The following is a 24313-nucleotide window of genomic DNA, read 5'->3' on the forward strand; positions in this document are numbered from 1 at the left end:
AGTATGCAATTCAGTTTAGGAGGGCCAATCGTGGAAAGAATTCAACTCAAAAACGGCCTAAGAGTGGTCATTGAAAAAATTCCAACCGTGCGTTCAGTTTCTTTCGGCATCTGGGTTAAAACTGGCTCCCGGAATGAAACGCCGGACAATAGCGGTATCTCTCATTTTATCGAACACATGCTTTTCAAAGGAACAGAGCGTTTTAACGCTAAGGAAATCGCTGAGCAATTCGATGCCATCGGAGGAAATGTTAATGCTTTTACTTCGAAGGAATATACATGCTATTATGCCAAAGTGTTGGATGAGCATCTACCGATCGCAGTTGATGTGCTGTCTGATATGTTTTTTAATTCCAAACTAGATCAGGAAGAATTGGCAAAAGAGAAGAATGTGATTTTGGAGGAAATCTCCATGTATGAGGATACACCGGATGATATGGTGCATGATCTTGTATCTCGCGCCGCCTATGGTGAACATCCACTGGCTTATCCTATTCTCGGAACCGAAGATCACCTGCTTGCTATGGATAGCTCACATCTCAGCCATTACATGAGGGAACATTATACAATCGACAATACGGTTATCAGTGTGGCTGGTAATGTTGACGATCGCTTGGTAGAATTGTTGGAGCGACATTTTGGACATTTTGACAATCATGGAACCGTTTCGCCGCTGACAGTACCTGCGTTTAACGGTGAACTGTTGTATCATGAGAAAGCAACGGAGCAAAATCATATTTGTTTATCCCTACCTGGATTTGCGACGGGTGACGACCTCCAGTATGCTATGGTTTTGCTGAATAACGCGATCGGCGGCGGCATGAGTTCACGTTTGTTTCAAGAAATTCGGGAAAAGCGTGGGCTTGCTTATTCGGTCTATTCCTATCATAGCTCCCATGCGGACAGTGGCATGTTCACGATCTATGCAGGTACGGCTCCTAAACAAACAAAGGACGTGCTGGATTTGACTCTGGAGCTTTTACGAGATGTGGCTGTCAACGGTTTAGACGCTAATGAGCTTCGTAAAGGTAAGGAGCAATTAAAAGGAAGTTTGATTTTAAGCCTTGAAAGTACAGGTAGCCGGATGAATCGGCTTGGAAAAAATGAATTAATGCTTGGTCAGCATTATACGCTGGATCAAATGATCGAACATATCGAGCAAGTGACGGCGAATGATGTGAACAAAGTGCTGGATCGGATGTTCTCGGAGCCGTTTGCCCTGTCGATGGTGGGAGCGAGTGATTCAGCGGTAAAGGATATGAGGAGGGACTATTTTGTTAACTTACGTGGAAATTAACAGACTCGCGGGCAATGAAGATATTGAGCTGCCCCGCAAAATGTCAGAGCTTGCATCAGGGTTTGACTTGTATGCAGCAGTACAGGAAAATCTGGTACTGGAACCCGGCAAGCGTTGCCTCGTTCCAACCGGATTTGCAATAGCTATGCCGGCGGGATTGGAGGCACAGATCCGTCCGCGAAGTGGACTGGCTCTTAAGCATGGTATTACTTGTCTCAATACACCGGGAACAATTGATGCGGATTATCGTGGGGAGATTAAGGTACTTCTTATTAATTTGGGCGAGGAATCATTCACGATTACGCGCAATGAGCGAATTGCACAAATGGTATTTCAAGTTGTACCTGAGGTAGAGCTGAAACAAGTAGACCAATTATCTGAAACAGTGCGTGGTGCTGGAGGCTTTGGTCATACAGGACGCTGAGGCGATGGTTGGTTTAAAATGTACGAATATCTATTTTGTAAAAGCTTCGAATTTACTTGCTTAAGAGCATGTATGCATATAAAGGTCGCCTCATAAAGAGGCGGCTTTTTTTTGTGTTTTTTCACCCCTTTCCGGGCACTCGCATAGACTAAAAGCATATCGTGTCTCGGAAAGGAGTGATCCGGATGCTAACAGGAATACGCGTCGTTGTTTTGGGTGGCGATGCGAGGCAGCTTGAGGTAATCCGTAAATGTGTGGACATGGATGCTACCGTCAGTGTGGTCGGTTTTGACAAGCTTGAAGTACCACTCAAAGGAGTGACACTAGAACCACTGTCTGTCAAGCTGCTGGAATCGTCAGATGCATTGATTTTGCCGGTGGTGGGATGCGATGAGGAAGGCAACGTAAATGCACTTTTCGGAGCACAGAAGCTTCAGTTCCTGAATGAGCATGCTGCTGCTCTTCCACCTCATTGTATTGTATATACAGGAATGGCGCGGACGTACTTAAAAGAAATTTGTACCAGACATGAGTTAAAGCTGGTAGAGCTGCTGGAGCGAGATGATGTGGCCATATACAACTCTATACCTACGGCCGAAGGCGCACTGATGATGGCCATTCAGCATACTGATTTTACGATTCACGGTGCAGATTGTATGGTTCTAGGCATGGGACGGACTGGATTTACCATGGCAAGGGCACTACAGGGATTGGGAGCTAGAGTGAAGGTTGGAGTACGGCGGGCAGAGGATGCAGCGAGAGCCGTGGAAATGGGTTGGAAGCCTTTTATGACAAGGGATTTAGCGCATGAGACAAAGGGAGTTGACTTGATTTTTAATACGATACCCTCTATGATTATCACAGCGCAAATCCTGTCTAAATTGCCATTGAGCACCGTGATTATAGATCTTGCTTCCGCCCCGGGCGGATGTGATTTCCGTTATGCGGAAAAGCGTGGAATCAAGGCTATGCTTGCCCCTGGTCTTCCCGGTATTGTTGCTCCCAAAACTGCTGGTGCCATTATAGCGAATACGCTGGTGCAGTTGTTAATGGAAGATAATCCTGATCGGGGGGATGCACAATGAGTTGGCAAGGGAAAACAGTAGGTTATGCAATTACAGGCTCACATTGCACATTTGAAGAGGTAATGCCTGTTATACAGCGCTTTGTTGATGAGGGTGCAAAGGTCGTCCCTATTATATCCAATACAGTGCTAACAACGGATACTCGCTTTGGTACTTCGCAAAGTTGGCAAAAACAGTTGAAAGATATAACAGGGAATGATATCATTTCTACAATTGTGGAGGCTGAGCCACTGGGTCCCTCCCAAATACTCGATGTGCTGGTGATTGCACCTTTGACGGGGAATTCGATGAGTAAGTTAGCGAATGCGATGACAGACAGTCCGGTTTTGATGGCTGCCAAGGCGCAATTGCGCAACGGCCGTCCACTTCTTTTAGCCATATCTACTAATGATGGACTGGGCCTAAATGCTGCCAATATCGCCAAATTACTCGTAGCCAAAAATATCTTTTTTGTACCGTTCGGACAGGACAATCCAGTTAAAAAGCCGAACTCGCTTGTAGCTAACATGGAGTTGATTCCGGAGGCTGCTTATGAAGCATTGCAGGGCAAACAGCTTCAGCCGATGATTGTGGAACGCAAGACCCCATGAAGTATTATAGTTAACTGCTGAGCATCCCTCGCCTAGAAGATGATTCGATATTGTATCGGGTCTAATTTCTTGTTGGCGGTGGATGCTTTCAGAATAAAAAATGGTTTTTTAGTCGAGAAGGGGAGATATACCAGATGAGCAATAGAAAGTTTAATGTAGCTGTCGTTGGAGCGACAGGCGCTGTAGGAGAACAGATCGTAAATCTGCTGGAAAAACGGGATTTTCCTGTGGACAAAATCAAATTTCTTTCTTCGCCTCGTTCTGCCGGCACGTTAATTAGCTTTAAAGGTCAGCAAATTCCAGTAGAGATTGCTACCCCCGACAGCTTTGAGGGAATCGACATTGCTTTGTTTAGTGCAGGTGGAGACGTAAGTAAGGAATTGGCGCCGCATGCTGTTCGTTATGGGGCAGTTTGCATTGACAACACCAATGCATTCCGAATGGATCCGACAGCTCCTCTTGTAGTGCCTGAGGTGAACAGCGACAAAATTGCCGAGCATCAAGGCATTATTGCGAACCCGAACTGCTCCACCATTCAGATGGTAGCTGCTTTGAAACCATTATATGATCAGTATGGCATTTCTCGTATCATAGTATCCACATACCAGGCCGTTTCCGGGGCTGGAAGCCGAGCTATTGATGAATTGAATCGTCAAAGCGCAGCGATTCTTAACGGTGATGAAGTTCAGCCTGATCTGTTGCCAGTAGGCTCGTTGCCAGTAAAACATCAGATTGCTTTCAATGCTATTCCGCAAATTGATAAATTCCAGGACAATGGTTATACACTGGAAGAAATGAAAATGGTACGTGAAACGAAAAAAATACTGGGTGACGAATCGGTGGACGTAACAGCAACGTGTGTACGTATTCCTGTTGTATATGGTCACTCGGAATCTGTATATGTAGAACTTAAAAAAGATTATGATTTAGAAGAAATCCGTAATTTGCTGGCTTCAGCACCGGGAGTAACGCTAGTGGACGATCCTGCTGCTCAGCTTTATCCACTGGCATCTGAAGCTGCAGGAAAACCTGACGTATTTGTGGGGCGTGTACGCCGTGATTTGGGCAATAGCCGTGGATTGAATTTGTGGGTCGTATCCGACAATCTGCTCAAAGGAGCGGCATGGAACGCGGTGCAAATCGCGGAAATTATTGCTGCAAACGCGGAGTAACGTTCCAATATGGGGGAAAAATAATGGGTATTTTGGTGCAAAAATTTGGAGGAACCTCGCTTTCCACACCTGAAGCACGTAAACTTGTGTTGGCACATGTGAAGAGGGAGCTGGAACAAAATCTTCAATTGGTTGTTGTTGTGTCGGCCATGGGGAGAAAAGGAGAGCCTTATGCCACCGACACGCTGCTGGATTGGGCGGTGTCTAACGGCGACAGTCTGCCAAAGCGCGAACGGGATTTATTGCTGTGCTGTGGTGAAATTATTTCTGCTGCTACATTATGCAGCCTGATGGAGAAGGAAGGTATTCCTGCTACAGTGCTAACTGGGGCACAGGCGGGCTTTATTACGGATGATCAATACGGCAATGCTCGTATTTTGGATATAAAGCCAGACCGTGTTGTTGAAGAGTTGAACCAAGGCAGAGTTGTCATTGTGACAGGTTTTCAGGGACAAACAGCAGACGGTGATATGACTACCTTGGGTCGGGGAGGCAGCGATACGTCAGCTACTGCTCTAGGTGCTGCTCTACATGCGGATATGGTTGATATTTATACGGATGTGAATGGTATATTGACCGCCGATCCGCGCATTGTGGAAAACGCAAAGCCGCTTACACATGTTAGCTATACGGAGATTTGTAATATGGCTCATCAGGGAGCAAAGGTTATCCATCCTCGTGCTGTTGAAATCGCCATGCAGGCTAATATCCCGGTCCGTGTTCGCTCTACCTTCTCCGAAGGAGAAGGTACGTTAGTTACCCATCCGGAAGGCTTTAAAGACGTGCAGGCAGACATCGTAGACCGTTTCGTGACCGGTATTGCGTATGTTGGCAATGTCACTCAGATTAATGTTGAATTAAAGCCGGGTATGGAGCACTTGCAATTACAAGTGTTCAAATCTATGGCTGAACATGGAATCAGCGTTGATTTTATTAATGTAACGCCATCGGGGGCAGTTTATACTGTGTTCGATTATGATGGAAGCAAAGCGGTTGAAGTATTGAACGGTTTGGGTCTAGAACCTAAGATACTGGCGGGATGTGCTAAAGTTTCTGTCATAGGCGGTGGTATCAACGGGGTACCGGGCATTATGGCGACGATTGTGGAGGCATTGGCAGAATCAGACGTACAGATCCTTCAATCCGCAGATTCCAACACGACGATCTGGGTACTTGTTAAAAAAGAAGATATGGTGCAGGCTGTACGCGCATTGCATAATAAATTTGAACTCCATCAATAGGTGCATGGTCCGTGCTCGGATTTGCAAAAAGGAGGCAGCATGGTGAACTTCGGCAGATTGATTACCGCGATGGTGACACCTTTTGATCAGCAAGGAGAGATTGACTGGACTGCATTGTCCTCGTTGATTGATTATTTAATAGAAGAACAGCATTCAGAGTCACTTGTTGTATCTGGAACAACAGGAGAGTCTCCTACCCTGAGCGATGATGAGAAAATCAAGTTGTTTGCTTTTGTTGTAGAAAAAGCAGCTGGACGATGTAAAATTATTGCCGGGACTGGCAGCAACAATACGCGTCACTCCATTCATCTTACCCGTGCCGCGGAGCAGGCAGGAGCAGATGGTGTTCTACTGGTAGTGCCATATTATAATAAACCGAATCAGGAAGGGATGTATCAGCATTTCGAAAGTATTGCAAACTCCACATCCCTTCCAGCTATACTGTATAATGTTCCAAGCCGTACTGGAGCGAGTCTAACAGCTCAAACAACGCTGCGTCTTGCACAAATTCCAAATATTGTGGGAACCAAAGAATGTGCATCACTTGCGCAGGTTACACAGATTGCAGCGGCAGCGCCAGAGGGTTTTCTGGTTTATTCCGGGGATGATGCTTCTGGGTTGCCTGCTATGGCTGTAGGTGCTTATGGTATTATCAGCGTAGCGAGCCATGTGGTAGGTGCTGAAATGAAGCAGATGATCGATTCACTTGTAGGAGGACACTCTCAGGAGGCAGCAAAGTTGCATCAGCAGTTGTTCCCGATTTTCAAGGGTTTGTTTGGCTGTCCTCATCCTCTGCCTAATCCAGTGGCAGTAAAATATGCATTGGAATTACGAGGGATTAGGGTTGGTTCGGTTCGGTTGCCGCTCATTCCTCCAACTGAGGATGAAGCGGAATTTATTAAGAAATTATTTACCCGCTAAAGACAAATAGGAATGTAGGATATTAATTAATACTAAGGAGTAACCTTGTTAAGGGCAGTCGGTAGGTACAAAACCGATAGAGTTTATTGTCTGACAAGGTCCTCCAGCATGAAGGACGTTCTTATAGGACGTCCTTTTTGCTGTGCTTTTAACCATGCATATAGATAAAATGACAGATACTAATGGTTTGAGACGGCAATGGGAAACCTAGCGTAACGAACAGGATGACTTGTTTTTTCGTATTTTAATCATGTATAATGGGGTCAAGTGACTGGGTGCGGTATTTTTTTGAAAATTAAATAACAAATCAAGGTACGACGTCCAACTACCATAGGAGGTTTAGATTCATTTGTCTAAAAAAACAAACAACGATAAATTGATGATTTTCGCTTTGGGCGGCGTCGGTGAAATCGGGAAAAATATGTATGTCGTTCAATACGGCAATGACATTGTCGTGGTGGATTCCGGTCTGAAATTCCCGGAAGAGGACATGCTGGGCATTGATATCGTTATTCCTGATATTTCCTACCTTACAGAGAACCGCGACAAAGTAAGAGGCATTGTGCTGACTCATGGTCACGAGGACCATATCGGCGGTTTGCCTTACGTGTTGAAACATTTGAATGTACCAGTATATGGTACCAAATTGACGCTGGGATTGGTGGAAAACAAGCTGAAGGAAGCGAATCTGCTTGGTGAAACCAAACGTATTTTGATCAATGCTGATTCCGAAATCAAGCTGGGTTCCACACTAAAAGCAACCTTCTTCAGAACCAACCATAGTATTCCGGATTCTGTAGGTGTATGTATTGATACTCCTGAAGGCGCTGTTGTTCATACAGGTGACTTCAAATTTGACCATACTCCGGTGAACGGACAATATGCAGATTTGCAGCGTATGGCTGAAATTGGCACACGTGGCGTACTGGCTCTTTTGTCAGACAGTACGAATGCCGAGAAACCGGGCTTTACACCTTCGGAAAAGAGCGTTGGTATTGTGCTGGAAGACATTTTCCGCAAGTCGAGACAGCGTGTGGTCGTAGCCACTTTTGCTTCTAACGTACATCGTATTCAGCAGGTAATTAATGCTGCTGAAGCAACGGGACGTAAAGTAACAGTTATTGGTCGAAGCATGGTTAATGTCGTAGGCATTGCTTCGGACTTGGGTTATTTGGAAATTCCGGATGGAATGCTGATTGAGCCTGAAGAAGTTGGCAAAATGTCAGCGGACCGTGTAGTTATTCTCTGCACAGGCAGTCAGGGCGAACCGATGTCCGCTTTGACAAGAATGGCTCGTTCCACACATCGAAAGGTTGACATTCTTCCAGGGGATTCAGTCATCATTGCAGCTACTCCGGTACCGGGTAATGAAAAATACGTTGGACGCACAATTGATGAACTGTTCCGTCTGGGTGCCAATGTATATTACAGCGCAGCTAATCCAGGTATTCACGTTTCTGGACACGGAAGCCAGGAAGAACTTAAGCTGATGCTGAATCTGATGAAACCAAAGTTCTTCTTGCCAATTCATGGTGAGTTCAGAATGCAACGTCGTCACGCCCTTCTTGCTGAAGGCGTAGGTATTGAGCCTGAAAATATCTTCATCACGGATATCGGTGAAGTCATTGAAATTCAGAATGGCGGAGCACGCAGAGCTGGTAAAGTTACAGCAGGTAACGTACTGATCGATGGACTAGGCGTAGGGGATGTAGGAAATATCGTATTGCGCGACCGTAAATTGCTGTCACAGGACGGTATTTTGGTGGTGGTTGTCACGCTGAGCAAGCAAGACGGAACGATTAAATCGGGTCCAGATATCATTTCCCGCGGTTTCGTTTATGTCCGTGAATCGGAAGGTTTGCTCGATGAAGCGAATCGTATTGTCTCAAGTACACTGCATAAGCTCATGAGTGAAAATGTAAATGAATGGGCTTCCCTCAAGACAAATGTCAAGGATGCATTGGGTCGCTTCTTGTATGAGCAAACTCGTCGCAGACCGATGATCCTGCCAATTATAATGGAAGTGTGATTCAATTGAAATTTGTTCAAAAACCTGAATTAAAAACTTAAGTCACAGGCACACAGTCGCCTCTCTTCCCGCAGGAAATATTGGACGGTTTCCGCGGGAGGAGAGGCTTTTTTGATTTTTCAGGGCAAGGAAAGGCATGGGGGTAGGTATAAAATATTCCATTTACATCCCATACTATAGGGTGACTACGGGTCATATAGATGCGTAAAGCGAAAGGAAGATCACCCATATGGAACAATACAGCAATCTATCATCTGGCAACGAGGAAACGGAAACGCCAGATCAACCAGAAATTGGGCAAAGACCCGCGTTACCTGCTATGGAGGCTTTGCAGCAACTGGGTCAAACCTCCATGCCTGGAGGCGAGTCCAATATTTTTTGCATGACGATTATCGGTCAGATTGAAGGGCATCTCATTTTACCGCCTCAAAACAAAACGACAAAATATGAGCACATTATTCCCCAACTGGTAGCGGCAGAACAAAATCCTCGTATTGAAGGATTAATGATTTTGCTGAATACAGTTGGTGGTGATGTAGAGGCAGGACTGGCTATTGCTGAAATGATCGCATCGATGAGTAAACCAACGGTGACCATTGTGATAGGCGGGGGGCATAGCATCGGTGTGCCGATTGCTGTGTCTTCCACTTATTCCTACATTGCGGAGAGTGCGACGATGACCATTCATCCTATTCGTATGAGCGGCCTGGTCATTGGAGTCCCACAGACTTTTGAATATATGGAAAAAATGCAGGAACGTGTCGTACGCTTTGTCGTTTCTCATTCTCGTATTACAGAAGAGCAGTTTAAGGAATTGATGTTTAAAACCGGTGAGTTAAACCGCGATATTGGTACAGCGGTTGGGGGAGCCGATGCAGTGAAGTATGGATTGATGGACGCGGTTGGAGGGATCGGAGAGGCTTTAAAACAGCTGAACACCATTATTGAAACGCGGCGTCAGCAAAACGGGAACGCTGGGATCCAACAGCAGGCTCCGTATGCTCCTTTTATTCCCAGTGCCACAGGAACTCCTACAGAGACACTGTCAGGGGAGCATAGCGGGGAGCTATCCCAATGACATTATATACTGTAATGCCAATGGAAATGGTGTGGCAAGGGATGTGGAAAGAGGCTGAGGAGCTTGCAGAGGTTCGAGTAGACGGTCTACTTATGCAGGTACAGCCGCTTGAAAGTCGTCGGGGGATCATTGTACGGTTGTTGGACTGCCCGCTGGAAGCCTACCTGAATCCGCGTTATGGACCCGGTCAAGTCATCGAATGGTCGTAGAAGTTGTCGAATAATATAGAAATCGGTCATTTACTGCTGAAAAAGAACATATGTGCGGATACCGGGTGACGTGGTATAATATTCTTCTGGGGGGTGACCTTGTATGTCCAGAAGAAGAAAAAGAAAAAAGAAAGCCGCATTTGGCGGAGTTCTAAAATTTGAAATTTACGGCATTGTGCTGATTACATTAGCGGTCATTGCGTTATCGGGTGAAGCGGCAGTTGGTCGGTCGCTATCCAAGATGTTTGGGCTCGTATTAGGGAAATTCTATTTTGTTATCCCTCTGATTGGCATTTATTATGGTCTGATGGTGATGATTCACCGCAAGTGGCCGAACCAGTGGAACTCGCGTAAAACGGGTTTGCTCCTGTTGGTATTTGCCTTTACACTTATGAGTTCTATTTCATCTATGGAGCAGCGTTTGGGGCCGATCAACGCGCTTCAGCCGGGCGGAGTGATGACCCAGATACATATAGATATGCGCGAGCAGTTGCTGTCGCCTGATCAGCAGGGCCATTCCTCAATGCTGAACAAGGATATCAGCGGGGGTTACGTAGGCGCGTTGCAGCTTACTGTTCTGTTGTGGCTGTTTGGTCTCACGGGAGCTAAACTGATCATGATTGTTATGTTCGTCATTTGTTTCATGCTGATGACTCAACTGTCCTATGTGGATTTGGTGCGGATTGTAAAGACCAAGCTGCTAGCAGCTGGGGGAAGTGTGCGCAAAAAGTGGACTGGTAAAGCTACTCCGCTTTCGGCATCTAGCAAAGGTAATGGAAATAGAAAGATCAAGTCTGAGCCGATTCCTGCCTATGAGGAAGACATGGATGATGACTTTGACGAAATGCAGCCTCCTGCACGCAAACAACCGATTTTCTTTCAGTTGTTTGGTCTTAAGAATTCAGATAAAGCGGACAAGGAAGAGCATTCCGTCGATGAGGATGAGCATGATTTTCCATATGAAGCTGAGGACGCGCAGGCCCAGTGGAGAAATGGCAACCAGAGTGAAGAGCTGTCTGACGTAGTCGAACACGCTGAGCAGGAAGCTGCAATTCCGGTAAAAAGGTCGCCGATTATTAGGGATTTCTTCGAACAAGTAAAGCATGAGGAAAGAAGAACGGAAGCTGAATTTGGAGAGTCCCTGACAGGGGCAGAGCAGACGACTTCCATTATTGACGAACCCCTGGATGATGACTTTGTGGGTGCCAATGCGAATAAGGATATGGATGATTCGACTACGATTCAGGGGACATTAGAAGGTGCTCAGGGACAAGCTCAGACGATTGCAACTGGGGTGGCAGGCGAAGAGGTTGAAGGTACCCATACAGCTATCCCGGCTCCGCCGCCGCCTAAACCGTACAAGCTACCATCGTTTCGTTTGCTTGCTAAACCACAAAATGCAGGCAAAGGTATGGGACAAAAGGATTATATGCAAACGGCACGCAAACTGGAAGCAACGCTGGAAAGCTTCGGTGTGCGGGCGAAGGTGCTGGAGGTTGTCCGTGGCCCTGCCGTAACACGTTATGAAATTCAGCCGGACATTGGAGTGAAGGTCAGCCGTATTGTGAGTCTGACGGATGACATTGCGCTTGCACTTGCTGCCAAAGATATCCGTATGGAGGCTCCGATTCCTGGCAAATCTGCTATCGGAATTGAGGTTCCGAATAATGAAGTTTCCATTGTAACGATGCGTGAGGTAATGGAGACAACCGTTTTCCAGGAGTCAGCTTCCAGCTTGTCTATTGCATTCGGACGTGATATTGCAGGACAGACGATTGTCGGTAATTTGGCCAAGATGCCCCATCTTCTTGTAGCTGGGGCAACAGGTTCGGGTAAATCAGTGTGTATCAATGGGATCATCACGAGTATTTTGTACAAAGCAAAGCCGGATGAGGTCAAATTTTTGATGGTCGATCCTAAAATGGTGGAGTTGAACGTGTACAACGGAATCCCGCATTTGTTGGCTCCGGTCGTGACTGATCCAAAGCGTGCCTCACTTGCATTGAAGAAAATTGTAGTCGAAATGGAAAAAAGGTATGAGTTATTTTCCAAATCAGGAACCCGTAATATTGAGGGATACAATAATTTGATGAAAGATAACCCGGATGCATTTCTGCCTTACATCGTCGTTATTGTGGACGAGTTGGCAGATTTAATGATGGTAGCTGCGGGAGATGTGGAGGATGCGATTGCACGACTTGCCCAAATGGCGCGCGCAGCAGGCATCCACCTTATCATTGCAACGCAAAGACCTTCGGTTGATGTAATTACCGGGGTAATTAAAGCTAATATTCCTTCACGTATTGCCTTCGGCGTTTCCTCGCAGGTAGATTCCCGTACCATATTGGATATGGGTGGAGCCGAGAAGCTGCTCGGACGTGGTGATATGCTTTTCATGCCAATGGGTGCTTCTAAACCAGTCCGCGTTCAGGGAGCGTTCATGAGCGATCAAGAAGTCGAAAATATTGTTAACTACGTACGTGAACAGGGTGAAGCGCAGTATGATGAGACGCTAGTGCCGGAGGTGGAAGAGGTATCGGCTGATGCAGATGAAATGCTGGATGAGCTGTACGATCAGGCTGTCAACATCATTTTAGAGGCTAAACAAGCTTCCGTTTCGCTCCTTCAGCGCCGTATGCGGATCGGTTATACACGTGCTGCTCGACTGATTGACTCCATGGAAGCTCGCGGAGTCATCGGCCCTTACGAGGGCAGCAAGCCCCGTGAGGTTCTTATCTCAATGGAGCAATATCAGCAAAATAAAGTTAGTTCCTAAGCATTATCTCTACCCAGCACTACATTAAAACGCTGTTCGTTCGCAAGGTAGTTGTTCTAAAATGACAACTCCAAGTGTACAAACAGCGTTTTTTTGTGATGTTTTTTTGAGGTGTGGCGACTACCTGCTGAAAGAAGATTAAAAGGGTGAATAGCTTTAAGCGGAGCTTGTCATAATAAACGTAGCCATCCTGTTAATCCCACAAAAGAAAGGTAGAGCGCAGCATATGAAAAAGACAATGGTCTGGATTTGCACGGGTATCCTCGCAGCCTCGGCTATTACGTACACAGGACTTTTTAAAAATGACTCTGCACAGCAGCAAACAGAGTCGCTCAACACACAGCAGAAAGTACAAGCGGCGCAACCATCCGAGCCGACATTCAGCTCGGGAGCGGTTGATTTTGGATCTTACGGTCAGGATGTATATGAGTTGCAATCACGTTTGAAGTTGCTGGGCTTTTTTGGCGGGAAAGTGGACAGCCATTTTGGCAGCAGTACACTAAAAGCTGTTAAAGGTTTTCAAAAGGAATTTGGTATCCGTCCCGATGGAGTGGTCGGAGCAAAGACGAAATTAAAGCTGGTGAATGCTACCCCTAACTGGAAGCCAACGGAGACTCCTATGCATCGTAACAATCAAGGTTCCGCTCAGGGACACACAGCGGACAATAATGATAAAGCGGATCAAAAAGATGAAACGATGGGATCGGCCAACACCATGGGACTATCTGCAAACGATCTTAAGATTTTGGCTAATGCGGTCTACGGTGAATCCCGTGGCGAGCCCTTTGAAGGGCAGGTTGCCGTGGCAGCGGTTATTTTGAACAGGGTTAAGTCACCTAGTTTTCCAAATACACCATCTGGGGTGGTTTTCCAGCCGGGGGCCTTTACAGCTGTAGCAGACGGACAAATCTGGCTTACGCCGAATGAAACTGCACAGAAGGCAGTACGACAGGCGCTGAACGGCTGGGACCCAAGCGGAGGATGTCTCTATTATTTTAACCCAAAAACAGCCACCTCCAAATGGATTTGGACCCGTCCGCAGGTGAAAACCATCGGGGAACATATTTTTTGCATGTAAAACGCCGAAGCAGCCGGGAGCTTGTCTCCGGTTGCTTCTTGGCTTTTGCATGGTTAGAATAAAGATTGGTACACTTTACCTCTTTACAGGAGGACGATTTACAGCAGCTAATGCTAATCAAAGGCTAGACGCCAATTGACGTCACAAAGGAGTTTTGGACTTGAACAAAACAGGTTTCGAGCGTGGCACACGCAGACAACTGAGGATTCATGTACTGCCAACCAAGCGCTTTAAGACGTTTGCTATATCATTGTATGTAGGCACTCCGCTACGGGAGGAAACCGTAACTCGAGTGGGGCTGGTACCTTTCGTTCTGCGCCGGGGTACAGAATCGTATCCGCAGACTACACAATTCAGAGAACAGTTAGAGCAATTGTATGGCGCAGGTTTCGGATTCGATGTGTATAAACGTGGAGATTATCAGATCGTGCAATTTCGCATGGATACGATTAATGACAGCTTTGTAAACAGTCCGGATAGTTTGCTGGATCGTTCGTTTGCTTTCCTTGGAGAAGTGCTGACGAAGCCTGCATTGGAAAATGATGCATTTCAAACTGGATACGTTCAGCAGGAACGAGAAAATGTGCGCAAGAAGCTGGAATCTATAGTTAACGATAAAATACGTTATGCTGGTGAGCGCTGCATGGAGGAAATGTGCAAAGATGAGCCTTATCGTCTGCACCCTCTTGGTCAACGATCTGATCTGGACAGTATAGATGCACAGAGCTTGTATGAGGCTTATGGAGAATGGCTGAATCATGCCAGCATGGATTTATACGTTGTGGGAGATACGACGCTAGAAGAAGTTGAGAAGTTTGTTGATCGCTATTTTCAATTGAACCGTTCAGCGGAAGCAGGGTATGTTCCGGAACAGCCCAAGTCGGTAGAGCGTGATGTTCAAACTGTTGTAGAGCGTCTTGATGTGAACCAGGGCAAGCTCAACATGGGATTGCGGACCCCTATTACGTATGGTGACGATCGCTATGCATCCGCTCTGATGTACAATGGCATTCTGGGCGGGTATCCGCATTCAAAGCTGTTCGTTAATGTAAGGGAAAAGGAAAGTTTGGCGTATTACGCTTCATCGCGATATGACGGGCATAAAGGGATTGGTACGATTCAATCTGGTATTGAAATTCCTAATTATGAAAAAGCGGTTACTATTATCCGCAAGCAACTGGAAGATACGCAAAACGGAGCGATTACTGAGCTGGAAATGACCCAAACGCAGGCGATGATTCGCAACTTGCTGAAGGAGATGCAGGATTCCGCTTTTGAGATGATCGCCTATGATTTTAACAGACAGCTTTCCGGTAAAGAGCGGACGGTAGATGAGCTGCTGAGTCAGGTGGAGGCAGTCAAGGTGCAGGATGTTCAGGATGCCGCCCGGACGTTCCGACTGGACACTATTTATTTCTTGAGAGACCAGAAAGGGGAATAACGGTGGAGCATATACCTTATGAGCATTTGCAGGAAACGCTGTACTATGAAGTAATGGATAACGGCTTACACGTTTATGTGTTGCCCAAACCGGGTTTTCAGAAGACGTACGCCACATTTGCGACTAAATACGGCTCGGTTGATAATCATTTCCGCGTAGAAGGTCAACAGCCCGTAAAGGTGCCGGATGGCATAGCCCATTTTTTGGAGCATAAAATGTTTGAAGAGCCTGAAGGAGATATTTTTGCTACCTTTTCCTCTAATGGTGCATCGGCGAACGCATTTACGAGCTTTGATCAAACCGTATATCTGTTTTCGGCAACTGAGCGTATTCAAGAAAATTTGACCACGCTGGTCAATTTTGTTCAACATCCTTACTTTACAGATGAAAATGTAGAGAAGGAAAAAGGCATTATTGGCCAGGAAATCAATATGTATGAAGATAACCCCGATTGGCGGAGTTACTTTGGTCTGATCGAGGCGTTGTACAAGGTCCATCCGGTGCATATTGATATCGCAGGTACGATTCAATCCATCAGTACGATTACAAAGGAAACGCTGTACAGTTGCTATGAAGCTTTCTACCACCCAAGCAATATGATTCTTTTTGTAGTGGGAGGAGTGGATCCAGCTGAAGTAATAGAGCTGGTACGTAACAATCAGGCCAAAAAGGACTATAAGCCGCAGGGAGAGATTGAGCGGATTTTCGACGATGAACCCACTACAGTTGCAGAACCACGTCGTGAGGTGAAGCTGGCCGTTTCTCTGCCAAAGCTACTGTTTGGATTCAAGGAGGCAGAAGTAGGTTTAACGGGTGAAGAATTGCTTCGTCATGATCTGGAAACCAAGCTGATGCTTGATCTCCTATTTGGTTCCAGTACACAACTGTATCAAAAGCTCTACGATGAGGATCTGATTTCGGACAGTTTTGGCCATGAGTACAATAGTACGCAGCAATATGCATTTTCCGCAATCGGTGGAGATACCAAAGACCCGGATCGGCTGTTGGCGAGAATACGTGAAGAGGTGGAGTCCATCCAGAAGCAGGGCTTCGCAGCAGAACATTTTGAACGGGCACGCAAAAAGAAAATCGGTGGTTATCTGCGTACACTCAATTCACCAGAAAATATTGCGCATGAATTTACAAGACATCGCTTCCGGGGCAGTGATTTTTTCCAACTGCTTCCGGTTTATGAAAGTATTACGCTTGAGGATGTAAATCGCCGTCTGAAAGATCATATCCAGTGGGATCAACTCGCAATATCACTAGTGGTGAGTCCGTAATGTCCAGGGAGAGGGAAACGATGACCACTGAGGGCGGAGAATTAAAAGCGATTGGCGATACAACTGTGCTGATCACAGGAGCGAGTGGCGGAATTGGTGCGGCTATTGCTGAGCGTTTTGCAGCTGTAGGGATGAATGTGGTCATTCACTACATGAAGTCCCATGAAAAAGCAAATGAAGTTGCCCGTCGTTGCATGGCTTATTCGGGCAAGGTTATGACCGTGTCAGCGGATCTGCGGAGCAAGGAGCAGATCGAACGCATGCGGGAAAAGCTGGATAATCACGGGATGAAGCCGGATATTCTTGTGAACAACGCCGGATTATCTCATTATGGGCTGTTGACAGATGTTTCGGAAGAGGAATGGGACGAAGTGATGGCAGTCAATGTTAAGGGAACCTTTCTGTGTACGCAGGTTTTTATGCCACATATGATTTCCCAACGCTATGGCCGCATTGTGAATGTTTCCTCCGTGTGGGGGATATGTGGCGCTTCGTGCGAGGTGTTGTATTCCACCACGAAGGGAGGCATTAACGCTTTCACTAAAGCGCTGGCTCAAGAAGTAGCACCTTCCGGGGTGACAGTGAATGCAGTAGCTCCAGGTGCAGTGAATACGTCGATGCTGGATCATTTAGATGAAGGCGAAATTACCAGTTTGGAAGAAGAAATTCCTGCCGGACGATTGGCTCGACCTGATGAGATATCATCCCTGGTTTATTTTCTTGCGCTTCCTGAGTCAGGTTATATTAATGGCCAGGTCATAAGTCCTAACGGAGGATGGGTGACTTAAGGGAAATAGCGCTTGGAGGAATCCACCAGTATAGTAAGCGTCTGAGAAGAGCATATTACAACTGTTGATTTAAATCTGAATCATCTAAGGAGGATTTAAGTATGTCAACAGTTGTTCAGAATTTTGATGTTTGGAAAAAGTTCCTCGGTCAGCGTGTAGAGCAAGCGGAGAAGCTGGGAATCAGCCAAGATACCATTTCAGAGCTTGCTTATGAAATCGGTGATTTTCTGGATGAGAAGGTCGATCCAGCCAACCACTCCAACCGCGCATTGAAAGAACTGTGGGGAGTTGCCGATGAGGACGAGCGTCACACCATCGCCCGGCTAATGGTTAAATTGGCCAAGAGCAACGCATAAGTAAGAACCAACATGAAAAGCTCCCTTTTGGGGGCTTTTCTGTAATGGTTACAGAGCTGTTCTTGTAATTCCATTGTAATTTATATATCATAAACGTGATTGAGGCTTACAACACAATGCAGCCTATCAAATTTCAATAATTGGTTTTGTCGAAAGATGTTATTTTATGATACAATAATGCTTTGATTTGGAGTTGTTGACGGTTTGAATGTGAATGAGGTGCTAACGTGACGGAAGAAACGAAACAGTGGTACATGGAGTACAAGATACATAAAAATCGACCCGGACTGCTGGGAGACATTGCTTCCATGCTTGGTATTCTGGGGGTTAATATACTGACGATCAACGGTGTTGAAGGTGAAAGACGGGGGATGTTGCTTGAAACAGACGATGATGAGAAGATACGTATTCTCGGAGACACGTTAAAAAAAGCGAGCAACATTACAGTCACGGCCTTACGTGCTCCGAGACTGGTTGATATATTGGCAGTAAGACATGGCCGTTACATCGATCGGGATTCGGATGATCGTAAAACATTTCGCTTTACACGCGATGAGCTTGGGTTGCTGGTCGATTTTTTGGGTGAAGTATTAAAGAGGGACGGCAATCAGGTAATCGGTCTTCGCGGGATGCCACGTGTGGGCAAAACGGAATCCATTATTGCCAGTAGTGTATGCGCAATGAAGCGTTGGACTTTTGTATCTTCGACGCTACTACGACAGACGGTACGCAGTCAGCTCTCTGAAGAAGAAATGAACCCAAACAATGTGTTTATTATTGATGGTATTGTGAGTACAATTCGGTCAAATGAAAGACATTATCACCTGCTTCAGGAAATTATGAGCATGCCAAGTACTAAAGTGATTGAGCATCCTGATGTATTTGTACGTGAGTCGGGATACAGCTTTGACGATTTCAATATCATTATTGAACTTCGCAATAATCCGGCTGAGGAAATTATTTATGATACCTTTACAGCCAGTTATACAGAAGATCTTTAAATAAGCGTAATTACACAAGGAGATGATGACATGTCAGAACTGGGTCAGCAATTAAAGGAGGCCCGGCTGCAAAAAGGATTGAGCCTTGACGATGTTCAGGAAATGACGAAGATACGCAAACGTTATCTGGAAGCCATTGAGACGGGCGATTACAAAGTGCTGCCGGGAAGCTTTTATGTCAGAGCTTTTATTAAAACATACGCTGAAACGGTCGGGTTGAATCCTGATGAGATTCTGGAAGGGCATCAAAGCAATGTGCCTGAACCTGAACCGGAAGCAGTCATGGAGCCTGTTACACAGAAACGCTCCAGCCGTCCCGCCACGATTGGTAATCTTAAATGGTTGCCTACAGCGTTAATGTGGCTTTTTCTAGTTCTCATTGTTGGGGTTATTTATGCTTATTGGGTGAGCAACAACCATTCAACTCCAAAAACAGCAGAAAACACAACACCGATTACTACACCAAGTACAACACCAAATACAACACCAAGTACAACACCGAGTACAACACCAAACACGTCTACTCCTGATACCACTACGACACAGCCGAACAATGGTCAAACGACGGCTCCAAATGGTGCTGGTGGGCAGACTCCTGGTGCGGGGCAAACCGGGCAAACTCAGCCAAATGGTACGGGGAATACGGATGCTACTACTCCAAATACTGGACAACAGCCGGATACGACTACTCCACAACAAGGTGTAACTGTGGCACAGGACGGCAAGCAAGGCAAGACGACGATTTTTAAAGTTTCCAGTGCAACGGGAGCCACAGCCAAGGTTGATATTAAAGCTACGGGTGAAAGCTGGCTTGAAGTGTACAAGGGAGAAAATTCCCGTGGAGAAAAGCTGAGTTATGGTATGACTAAAAGTGGAGATGCCATGTCTTTCGATATTGGTCCAGAAGGTTTATATATCAAATCAGGGCGGTCTTCTGCCACAGATATTTCCGTAGCAGGTCAACCGATAACAGATAATAAATCGACTACTCGTGTACTGATACAGCAAGGAGAAGCCTCTTCGACCGGAACGAGTGCAGGGGTGACGGGTTTACCTGCAGATTCTACGACAGGTAGCAGTACGGATTCAGCACAAAGTGGTACAGATTCTACAACTACTAATGGTGAATAAACGCCTTGGTGCGAGGAAATACTAATGACTGTAATTCCTGGAAAGGCAGTCATTTCATTTTCCGCAAAGTGAGGTGTATACGTTATGACCGTCAGCTGGATTGTGACTGGGCTCGGTATAATTGTCAGTTTACTGGGCTATTATCTGACACCGAATGCATGGGGCTATGGCATACTGGGCTTTGGTCTTGCTCACATTGTGCTTGGACTTTTGGATATGTTCCGAACTCCAACACGAAGCCATAATTAGATATTTTGACCGTAAATGAAATAAAGGCGTTTTTGTCAGGAAAACTGGCAAGAACGCCTTTTTAGTCAACCGATTATTGGATTTTTGTAAATGACTAGCCTATAATTAGATATTGAACTTTGTTGTGGAAAGGAAAGTGAAACGATGGCTTCAGAAAATTCATTTGATATCGTCTCCAAAATGGATATGCAGGAGTTAACAAATGCGGTTCATCAGACGGAGCGTGAAATTGAAACACGATTTGATTTCAAGGATAGCAAAAGTAGCCTCAAGCTTGAGAAAGAAGCTCTTACGATTGCATCGGAAGACGAATACAAGCTGAATGCGGTGATTGATATTTTGCAATCTAAAATGGCCAAACGAGGTCTGTCTCTCAAAAATGTGGAGTATGGCAAATTGGAACCCGCTTCTCTAGGTTCAGTGCGTCAGCGTCTTTCGCTGAAGCAGGGAATTGATCAGGAGAATGCCAAGAAAATTAACATTCTTATTCGGGACTCCAAGCTAAAAGTTAAAAGTCAGATTCAAGGTGATCAAATCCGGGTTACCGGGAAAAACAGGGATGATTTACAGGCGATCATTCAATTGCTACGTAAAGCTGATTTGCCATTGGAGCTTCAATTTACAAACATGAAATAAAGACGTTTTCCCTCATATATTTTGCAGGAAAAACGTTGCTTGATGTGCGGCAGGTTATTTTGACATGCGTTTTGTGCCATATTATACTTGTAACGAAAATGCAGACAATTCAGGTGTATAGCGCTCGCCGAAAGCGATTTACATAGGGTTGAATTTAATCCGAAAACTGCCATTTGTAATCAAGTACGATAATCAGGGGAGAGTGTGTTGTGAATTTACCCAACAGAATTACAATAACGCGGATTTGCCTTATCCCGGTGATGATGCTGGCTTTGCTGGTGGACTTTGATTTTTATCCGCCACCGATTGAGATCGGAGCTTTCAAGCTGCCGTATAATCAGCTGATTGCGGCTATCATTTTCCTTGTAGCAGCCAGCACGGACGGTCTTGACGGGTATTTGGCACGTAAAAATAATATGGTCACCAATTTGGGCAAGCTGTTGGACCCCCTTGCTGATAAGCTTTTGGTAACCGCCATTTTGGTTTCCTTGGTAGAAATGGGGAAAATTGATTCGTGGATTGTTGTTGTGATTGTTAGCCGTGAGTTTGCGGTTACGGGGCTGCGTCAGATTGCCTTGCTGGATGGGTCTGTGGTTGCTGCAAGCAATTGGGGCAAATTAAAGACGATCATTCAGATTGTTGCTATAGTAGCGCTGCTCATTAATAATTTCCCGTTTGTTTTTCTTGGTATACCGTTTGATTTAATAGCGATATGGGCAGCGGTGTTGATCACCATTTATTCGGGTATTGATTATTTCGTGAAAAATATCCATTTGCTGAGCTCCTCCAAGGTTTAACAGTATAAATTTTATGGAAACAGCAATAGGGACTAAACTTATTGCTGTTTCTTTATATAATTCCCATCATATTCGCAGTACAGGAGGAAGAATTGATGAAAGCTGAAATAATTGCGGTAGGAACAGAGTTATTGCTCGGACAAATAGTGAATACAAATGCTCAATATTTGTCACAAGAGTTGGCTACAATTGGAATCGATGTATATTTTCAGACTGTGGTTGGCGATAACATAGATCGGCTTCAGGAAGCCATAAGAATTGCTCAGAAGCGTGCGGATATTATTTTATTTTCTGGCGGTCTGGGACCGACCCAGGATGATTTGACGAAAGATGCGATAGCGTCTGTATTGGGGCGAAAATTGCACATAGATCGTCTTGCAATGGACAAGCTAGATCAATTTTTTCGTAACCGTGGGGTAGAAATGACCGAAAATAACCGCCGGCAGGCGCTTTCTATTGAAGGTGCTACTCCGCTTGAAAATGAGACAGGGCTAGCTGTGGGCGACGCAATTGCACAGGATGGTAAATTTTATGTAGTTTTGCCTGGACCTCCTAAGGAACTCAAACCGATGTTTGCAAACCAGGCCAAACCTTGGTTGCTTCAGCAGGCATTGAGCGGTGAGGAAATGCCAATTTATTCAAAAATGCTAAAATTTGCAGGGATTGGTGAGTCAGCTCTTGAAACCCGTTTGTTAGATCTGATCCAATCCCAGACAGACCCCACGATTGCTCCTTATGCCAAGGAAGGGGAAGTCACGATCCGTATATCCACCAAGGCGGCCAGCGAAAGTGAAGCATTGATTAAGCTGACGGCTACGGAAGTAGAAATTCAGCAGCGTCTTTCGGAATTTATGTATGCAAGCGAAGATGTTACGCTGGAGAAGGTTATCGTAGATCTAATGGCCAATCGCGGACTCACTGTGAGTGCGGCAGAAAGCTGTACAGGTGGAATGCTGATGGAACACCTCACTTCTATACCTGGCAGTGCTACTATGTTTCAAGGTGGCATCGTGTGCTATTCCAATGAAATGAAGATGAAATTACTCAACGTGCCTTGTGATTATTTGGAAGGGGATCAAGCGCCAGGTGCAGTGAGTAAGGAAGTGGCCCTTGTGCTTGCAGAGCAGGCGAGAATGATCATGGACAGCGATTTTGGACTTTCAGTTACTGGTGTAGCCGGGCCTGGGTATTCCGAACGGAAGCCAGTCGGTCTAGTGTATATTGGCATTGCTGAACGCGACAAGGAAACGGAAGTACATGAACTGAGACTGAGTGGTAACCGCGAAACAATCCGACTGCGATCAGTCAAAGCGATTCTGTACAGATTGTGGCGCAGGCTGGTAGAGAACGAGAAACTCTCTTAATCATCTATGTACAGTGTGGGTCGTAGAGTTGTTTTAGATAGATATTCATGATATAATCACCTTATCGGAAGAACCGTTGCAAAGCCTTTTGCCAGCGGTTCTTTTTTTGTTTTAAGAGACAGGTGTAATTACAGAAGAGAGCTGTGTGAATAAAAAAAACGAATGTATGTTCGAAAAAATGCTTGGCAAGCGTGTCAAAACAAGGTATTATTAAAGTACAAACAATGAAGGATGTGAGTTTATTGTCAGATCGTCGTGCTGCGCTGGATATGGCGCTCCGTCAAATAGAAAAGCAATTTGGTAAAGGTTCCATTATGAAGTTGGGTGAGTCTACCCACATGCAAGTGGAAACGATCCCCAGTGGTTCGATTGCTTTGGATATTGCGTTAGGAACGGGCGGCTTTCCAAGAGGCCGGGTTATTGAAATATACGGACCGGAATCATCCGGTAAAACGACAGTAGCTCTTCACGCTATCGCAGAGGTGCAAAAAACAGGCGGACAAGCCGCCTTTATCGACGCCGAGCATGCGCTTGATCCGTCGTATGCAAGCAAGCTGGGTGTCAATATTGATGAGTTGTTACTATCGCAACCAGATACAGGAGAGCAGGCGCTTGAGATTGCCGAAGCCCTTGTACGTAGTGGAGCAGTAGACATTGTAGTTGTTGACTCCGTAGCGGCACTTGTGCCGAAGGCAGAGATTGAAGGCGAAATGGGAGATTCCCACGTCGGTCTTCAAGCACGTCTGATGTCGCAGGCATTGCGTAAGCTGTCTGGAGCCATTAACAAATCGAAAACTATTGCTATTTTTATTAACCAGCTACGTGAAAAAGTAGGTGTTATGTTCGGTAACCCTGAAACAACACCAGGTGGACGTGCCTTGAAGTTTTACTCTACGGTACGTTTGGATGTTCGTCGTATTGAAAGTTTGAAAATGGGTAACGACATTGTGGGTAACCGCACACGTATTAAAGTCGTGAAGAATAAAGTTGCCCCTCCATTCCGTCAGGCTGAAGTGGACATTATGTACGGTGAGGGCATTTCCAAAGAAGGTAGCTTGATCGATATCGGTACGGAGCATGACATTGTCGACAAGAGTGGAGCTTGGTATTCCTACGAAGGTGAGCGCCTTGGTCAGGGACGTGAGAATGCGAAGCAATTTTTGAAGGAAAATCCGAACATTGCTAGTACGATCGAGCAAAAAATTCGGGTGGCAAGCAATTTGATTACGACGGTTGCTCCGCCTACAGAAGAAGAGTTGGCACAGCAAGCCAAGGAAGAACAGGAATTGTTGGAGCTTGAATAAAGCTTGGTGAATCCTGATTTGTGAACTGGAGCCAGGGTTATGGCACAATCCGGTTGAATAGCAT

At 45.7% G+C, this 24313-nt stretch carries 23 protein-coding genes; all 23 read left to right on the forward strand.

All coding sequences use genetic code 11. The features are described 5' to 3' along the window. The first annotated feature begins 30 nt into the window (after positions 1-30). On the forward strand, positions 31-1296 hold the full coding sequence (locus tag NSQ57_RS10045) for a pitrilysin family protein (RefSeq protein ID WP_209948042.1): 1266 nt from the start codon (positions 31-33) through the stop codon (positions 1294-1296). After that, complete coding sequence (gene dut / locus NSQ57_RS10050) at positions 1274-1720, forward strand: dUTP diphosphatase (RefSeq protein ID WP_013309936.1); 447 nt, start codon at positions 1274-1276, stop codon at positions 1718-1720. The genes NSQ57_RS10045 and dut overlap by 23 nt, the downstream gene beginning before the upstream one ends. Positions 1721-1905: 185 nt before the next feature. Continuing rightward, entirely contained in the window at positions 1906-2805 is a 900-nt protein-coding gene (gene dpsA, locus NSQ57_RS10055) for a dipicolinate synthase subunit DpsA (RefSeq protein ID WP_029517030.1), read from the forward strand. Beyond that, the gene (locus tag NSQ57_RS10060) at positions 2802-3395 is read left to right on the forward strand and encodes a dipicolinate synthase subunit B (RefSeq protein WP_029517031.1); all 594 of its coding nucleotides are present in this window, start codon (positions 2802-2804) and stop codon (positions 3393-3395) included. The genes dpsA and NSQ57_RS10060 overlap by 4 nt, the downstream gene beginning before the upstream one ends. Positions 3396-3529: 134 nt before the next feature. Continuing rightward, positions 3530-4567, forward strand: a complete 1038-nt coding sequence (locus tag NSQ57_RS10065) for an aspartate-semialdehyde dehydrogenase (protein ID WP_318626651.1) — start codon at positions 3530-3532, stop codon at positions 4565-4567. A gap of 23 nt (positions 4568-4590) precedes the next feature. Then, on the forward strand, positions 4591-5808 hold the full coding sequence (dapG, locus tag NSQ57_RS10070; protein ID WP_069011410.1) for an aspartate kinase: 1218 nt from the start codon (positions 4591-4593) through the stop codon (positions 5806-5808). A 39-nt stretch (positions 5809-5847) separates the two neighbouring features. Continuing rightward, on the forward strand, positions 5848-6729 hold the full coding sequence (gene dapA, locus NSQ57_RS10075; RefSeq protein ID WP_318626650.1) for a 4-hydroxy-tetrahydrodipicolinate synthase: 882 nt from the start codon (positions 5848-5850) through the stop codon (positions 6727-6729). A 349-nt stretch (positions 6730-7078) separates the two neighbouring features. Continuing rightward, on the forward strand, positions 7079-8758 hold the full coding sequence (locus tag NSQ57_RS10080) for a ribonuclease J (protein ID WP_013309942.1): 1680 nt from the start codon (positions 7079-7081) through the stop codon (positions 8756-8758). 229 nt (positions 8759-8987) lie between these two features. Then, positions 8988-9836 carry an ATP-dependent Clp protease proteolytic subunit gene (locus NSQ57_RS10085; protein ID WP_029517034.1) on the forward strand — a complete coding sequence of 283 codons (849 nt, stop codon included), beginning with the start codon at positions 8988-8990 and terminating at the stop codon, positions 9834-9836. After that, a complete protein-coding gene (locus NSQ57_RS10090) occupies positions 9833-10045 on the forward strand; it encodes a YlzJ-like family protein (protein WP_023988229.1) in 213 nt (70 codons plus the stop codon). Before NSQ57_RS10085 ends, NSQ57_RS10090 begins: the two co-directional genes overlap by 4 nt. Positions 10046-10148: 103 nt before the next feature. Then, positions 10149-12821, forward strand: a complete 2673-nt coding sequence (locus NSQ57_RS10095; RefSeq protein ID WP_209948044.1) for a DNA translocase FtsK — start codon at positions 10149-10151, stop codon at positions 12819-12821. Positions 12822-13047: 226 nt separating this feature from the next. Continuing rightward, positions 13048-13899, forward strand: coding sequence for a spore cortex-lytic enzyme (sleB, locus tag NSQ57_RS10100; RefSeq protein ID WP_342425964.1), 852 nt, complete (start codon positions 13048-13050; stop codon positions 13897-13899). Between the two features lie 160 nt (positions 13900-14059). After that, positions 14060-15340 (forward strand): pitrilysin family protein, encoded by a 1281-nt coding sequence (locus NSQ57_RS10105; protein ID WP_029517037.1) that lies wholly within the window; start codon positions 14060-14062, stop codon positions 15338-15340. A 2-nt stretch (positions 15341-15342) separates the two neighbouring features. Further along, entirely contained in the window at positions 15343-16623 is a 1281-nt protein-coding gene (locus NSQ57_RS10110; RefSeq protein WP_165147547.1) for a pitrilysin family protein, read from the forward strand. Between the two features lie 20 nt (positions 16624-16643). Then, entirely contained in the window at positions 16644-17411 is a 768-nt protein-coding gene (fabG, locus tag NSQ57_RS10115; protein ID WP_029517039.1) for a 3-oxoacyl-ACP reductase FabG, read from the forward strand. 101 nt (positions 17412-17512) lie between these two features. Next, positions 17513-17767 carry a DUF3243 domain-containing protein gene (locus tag NSQ57_RS10120; RefSeq protein ID WP_013309950.1) on the forward strand — a complete coding sequence of 85 codons (255 nt, stop codon included), beginning with the start codon at positions 17513-17515 and terminating at the stop codon, positions 17765-17767. A 227-nt stretch (positions 17768-17994) separates the two neighbouring features. Next, positions 17995-18768, forward strand: coding sequence for a DUF3388 domain-containing protein (locus NSQ57_RS10125; protein WP_013370747.1), 774 nt, complete (start codon positions 17995-17997; stop codon positions 18766-18768). Between the two features lie 30 nt (positions 18769-18798). Beyond that, complete coding sequence (locus NSQ57_RS10130) at positions 18799-19899, forward strand: RodZ domain-containing protein (protein ID WP_342425965.1); 1101 nt, start codon at positions 18799-18801, stop codon at positions 19897-19899. An 84-nt stretch (positions 19900-19983) separates the two neighbouring features. Beyond that, positions 19984-20148 (forward strand): hypothetical protein, encoded by a 165-nt coding sequence (locus NSQ57_RS10135; RefSeq protein WP_023988236.1) that lies wholly within the window; start codon positions 19984-19986, stop codon positions 20146-20148. Positions 20149-20292: 144 nt separating this feature from the next. Further along, positions 20293-20784, forward strand: a complete 492-nt coding sequence (locus NSQ57_RS10140) for a YajQ family cyclic di-GMP-binding protein (RefSeq protein WP_025722076.1) — start codon at positions 20293-20295, stop codon at positions 20782-20784. Positions 20785-20993: 209 nt separating this feature from the next. Next, positions 20994-21581 (forward strand): CDP-diacylglycerol--glycerol-3-phosphate 3-phosphatidyltransferase, encoded by a 588-nt coding sequence (gene pgsA, locus NSQ57_RS10145; protein ID WP_013309954.1) that lies wholly within the window; start codon positions 20994-20996, stop codon positions 21579-21581. A 95-nt stretch (positions 21582-21676) separates the two neighbouring features. Beyond that, positions 21677-22945, forward strand: coding sequence for a competence/damage-inducible protein A (locus NSQ57_RS10150; protein ID WP_039273576.1), 1269 nt, complete (start codon positions 21677-21679; stop codon positions 22943-22945). A gap of 242 nt (positions 22946-23187) precedes the next feature. Then, entirely contained in the window at positions 23188-24249 is a 1062-nt protein-coding gene (gene recA / locus NSQ57_RS10155) for a recombinase RecA (protein ID WP_023988239.1), read from the forward strand. Positions 24250-24313: the final 64 nt, after the last annotated feature.

This window comes from Paenibacillus sp. FSL L8-0502, assembly GCF_038593055.1.
Taxonomy (GTDB): Bacteria; Bacillota; Bacilli; order Paenibacillales; family Paenibacillaceae; genus Paenibacillus; species Paenibacillus polymyxa_D.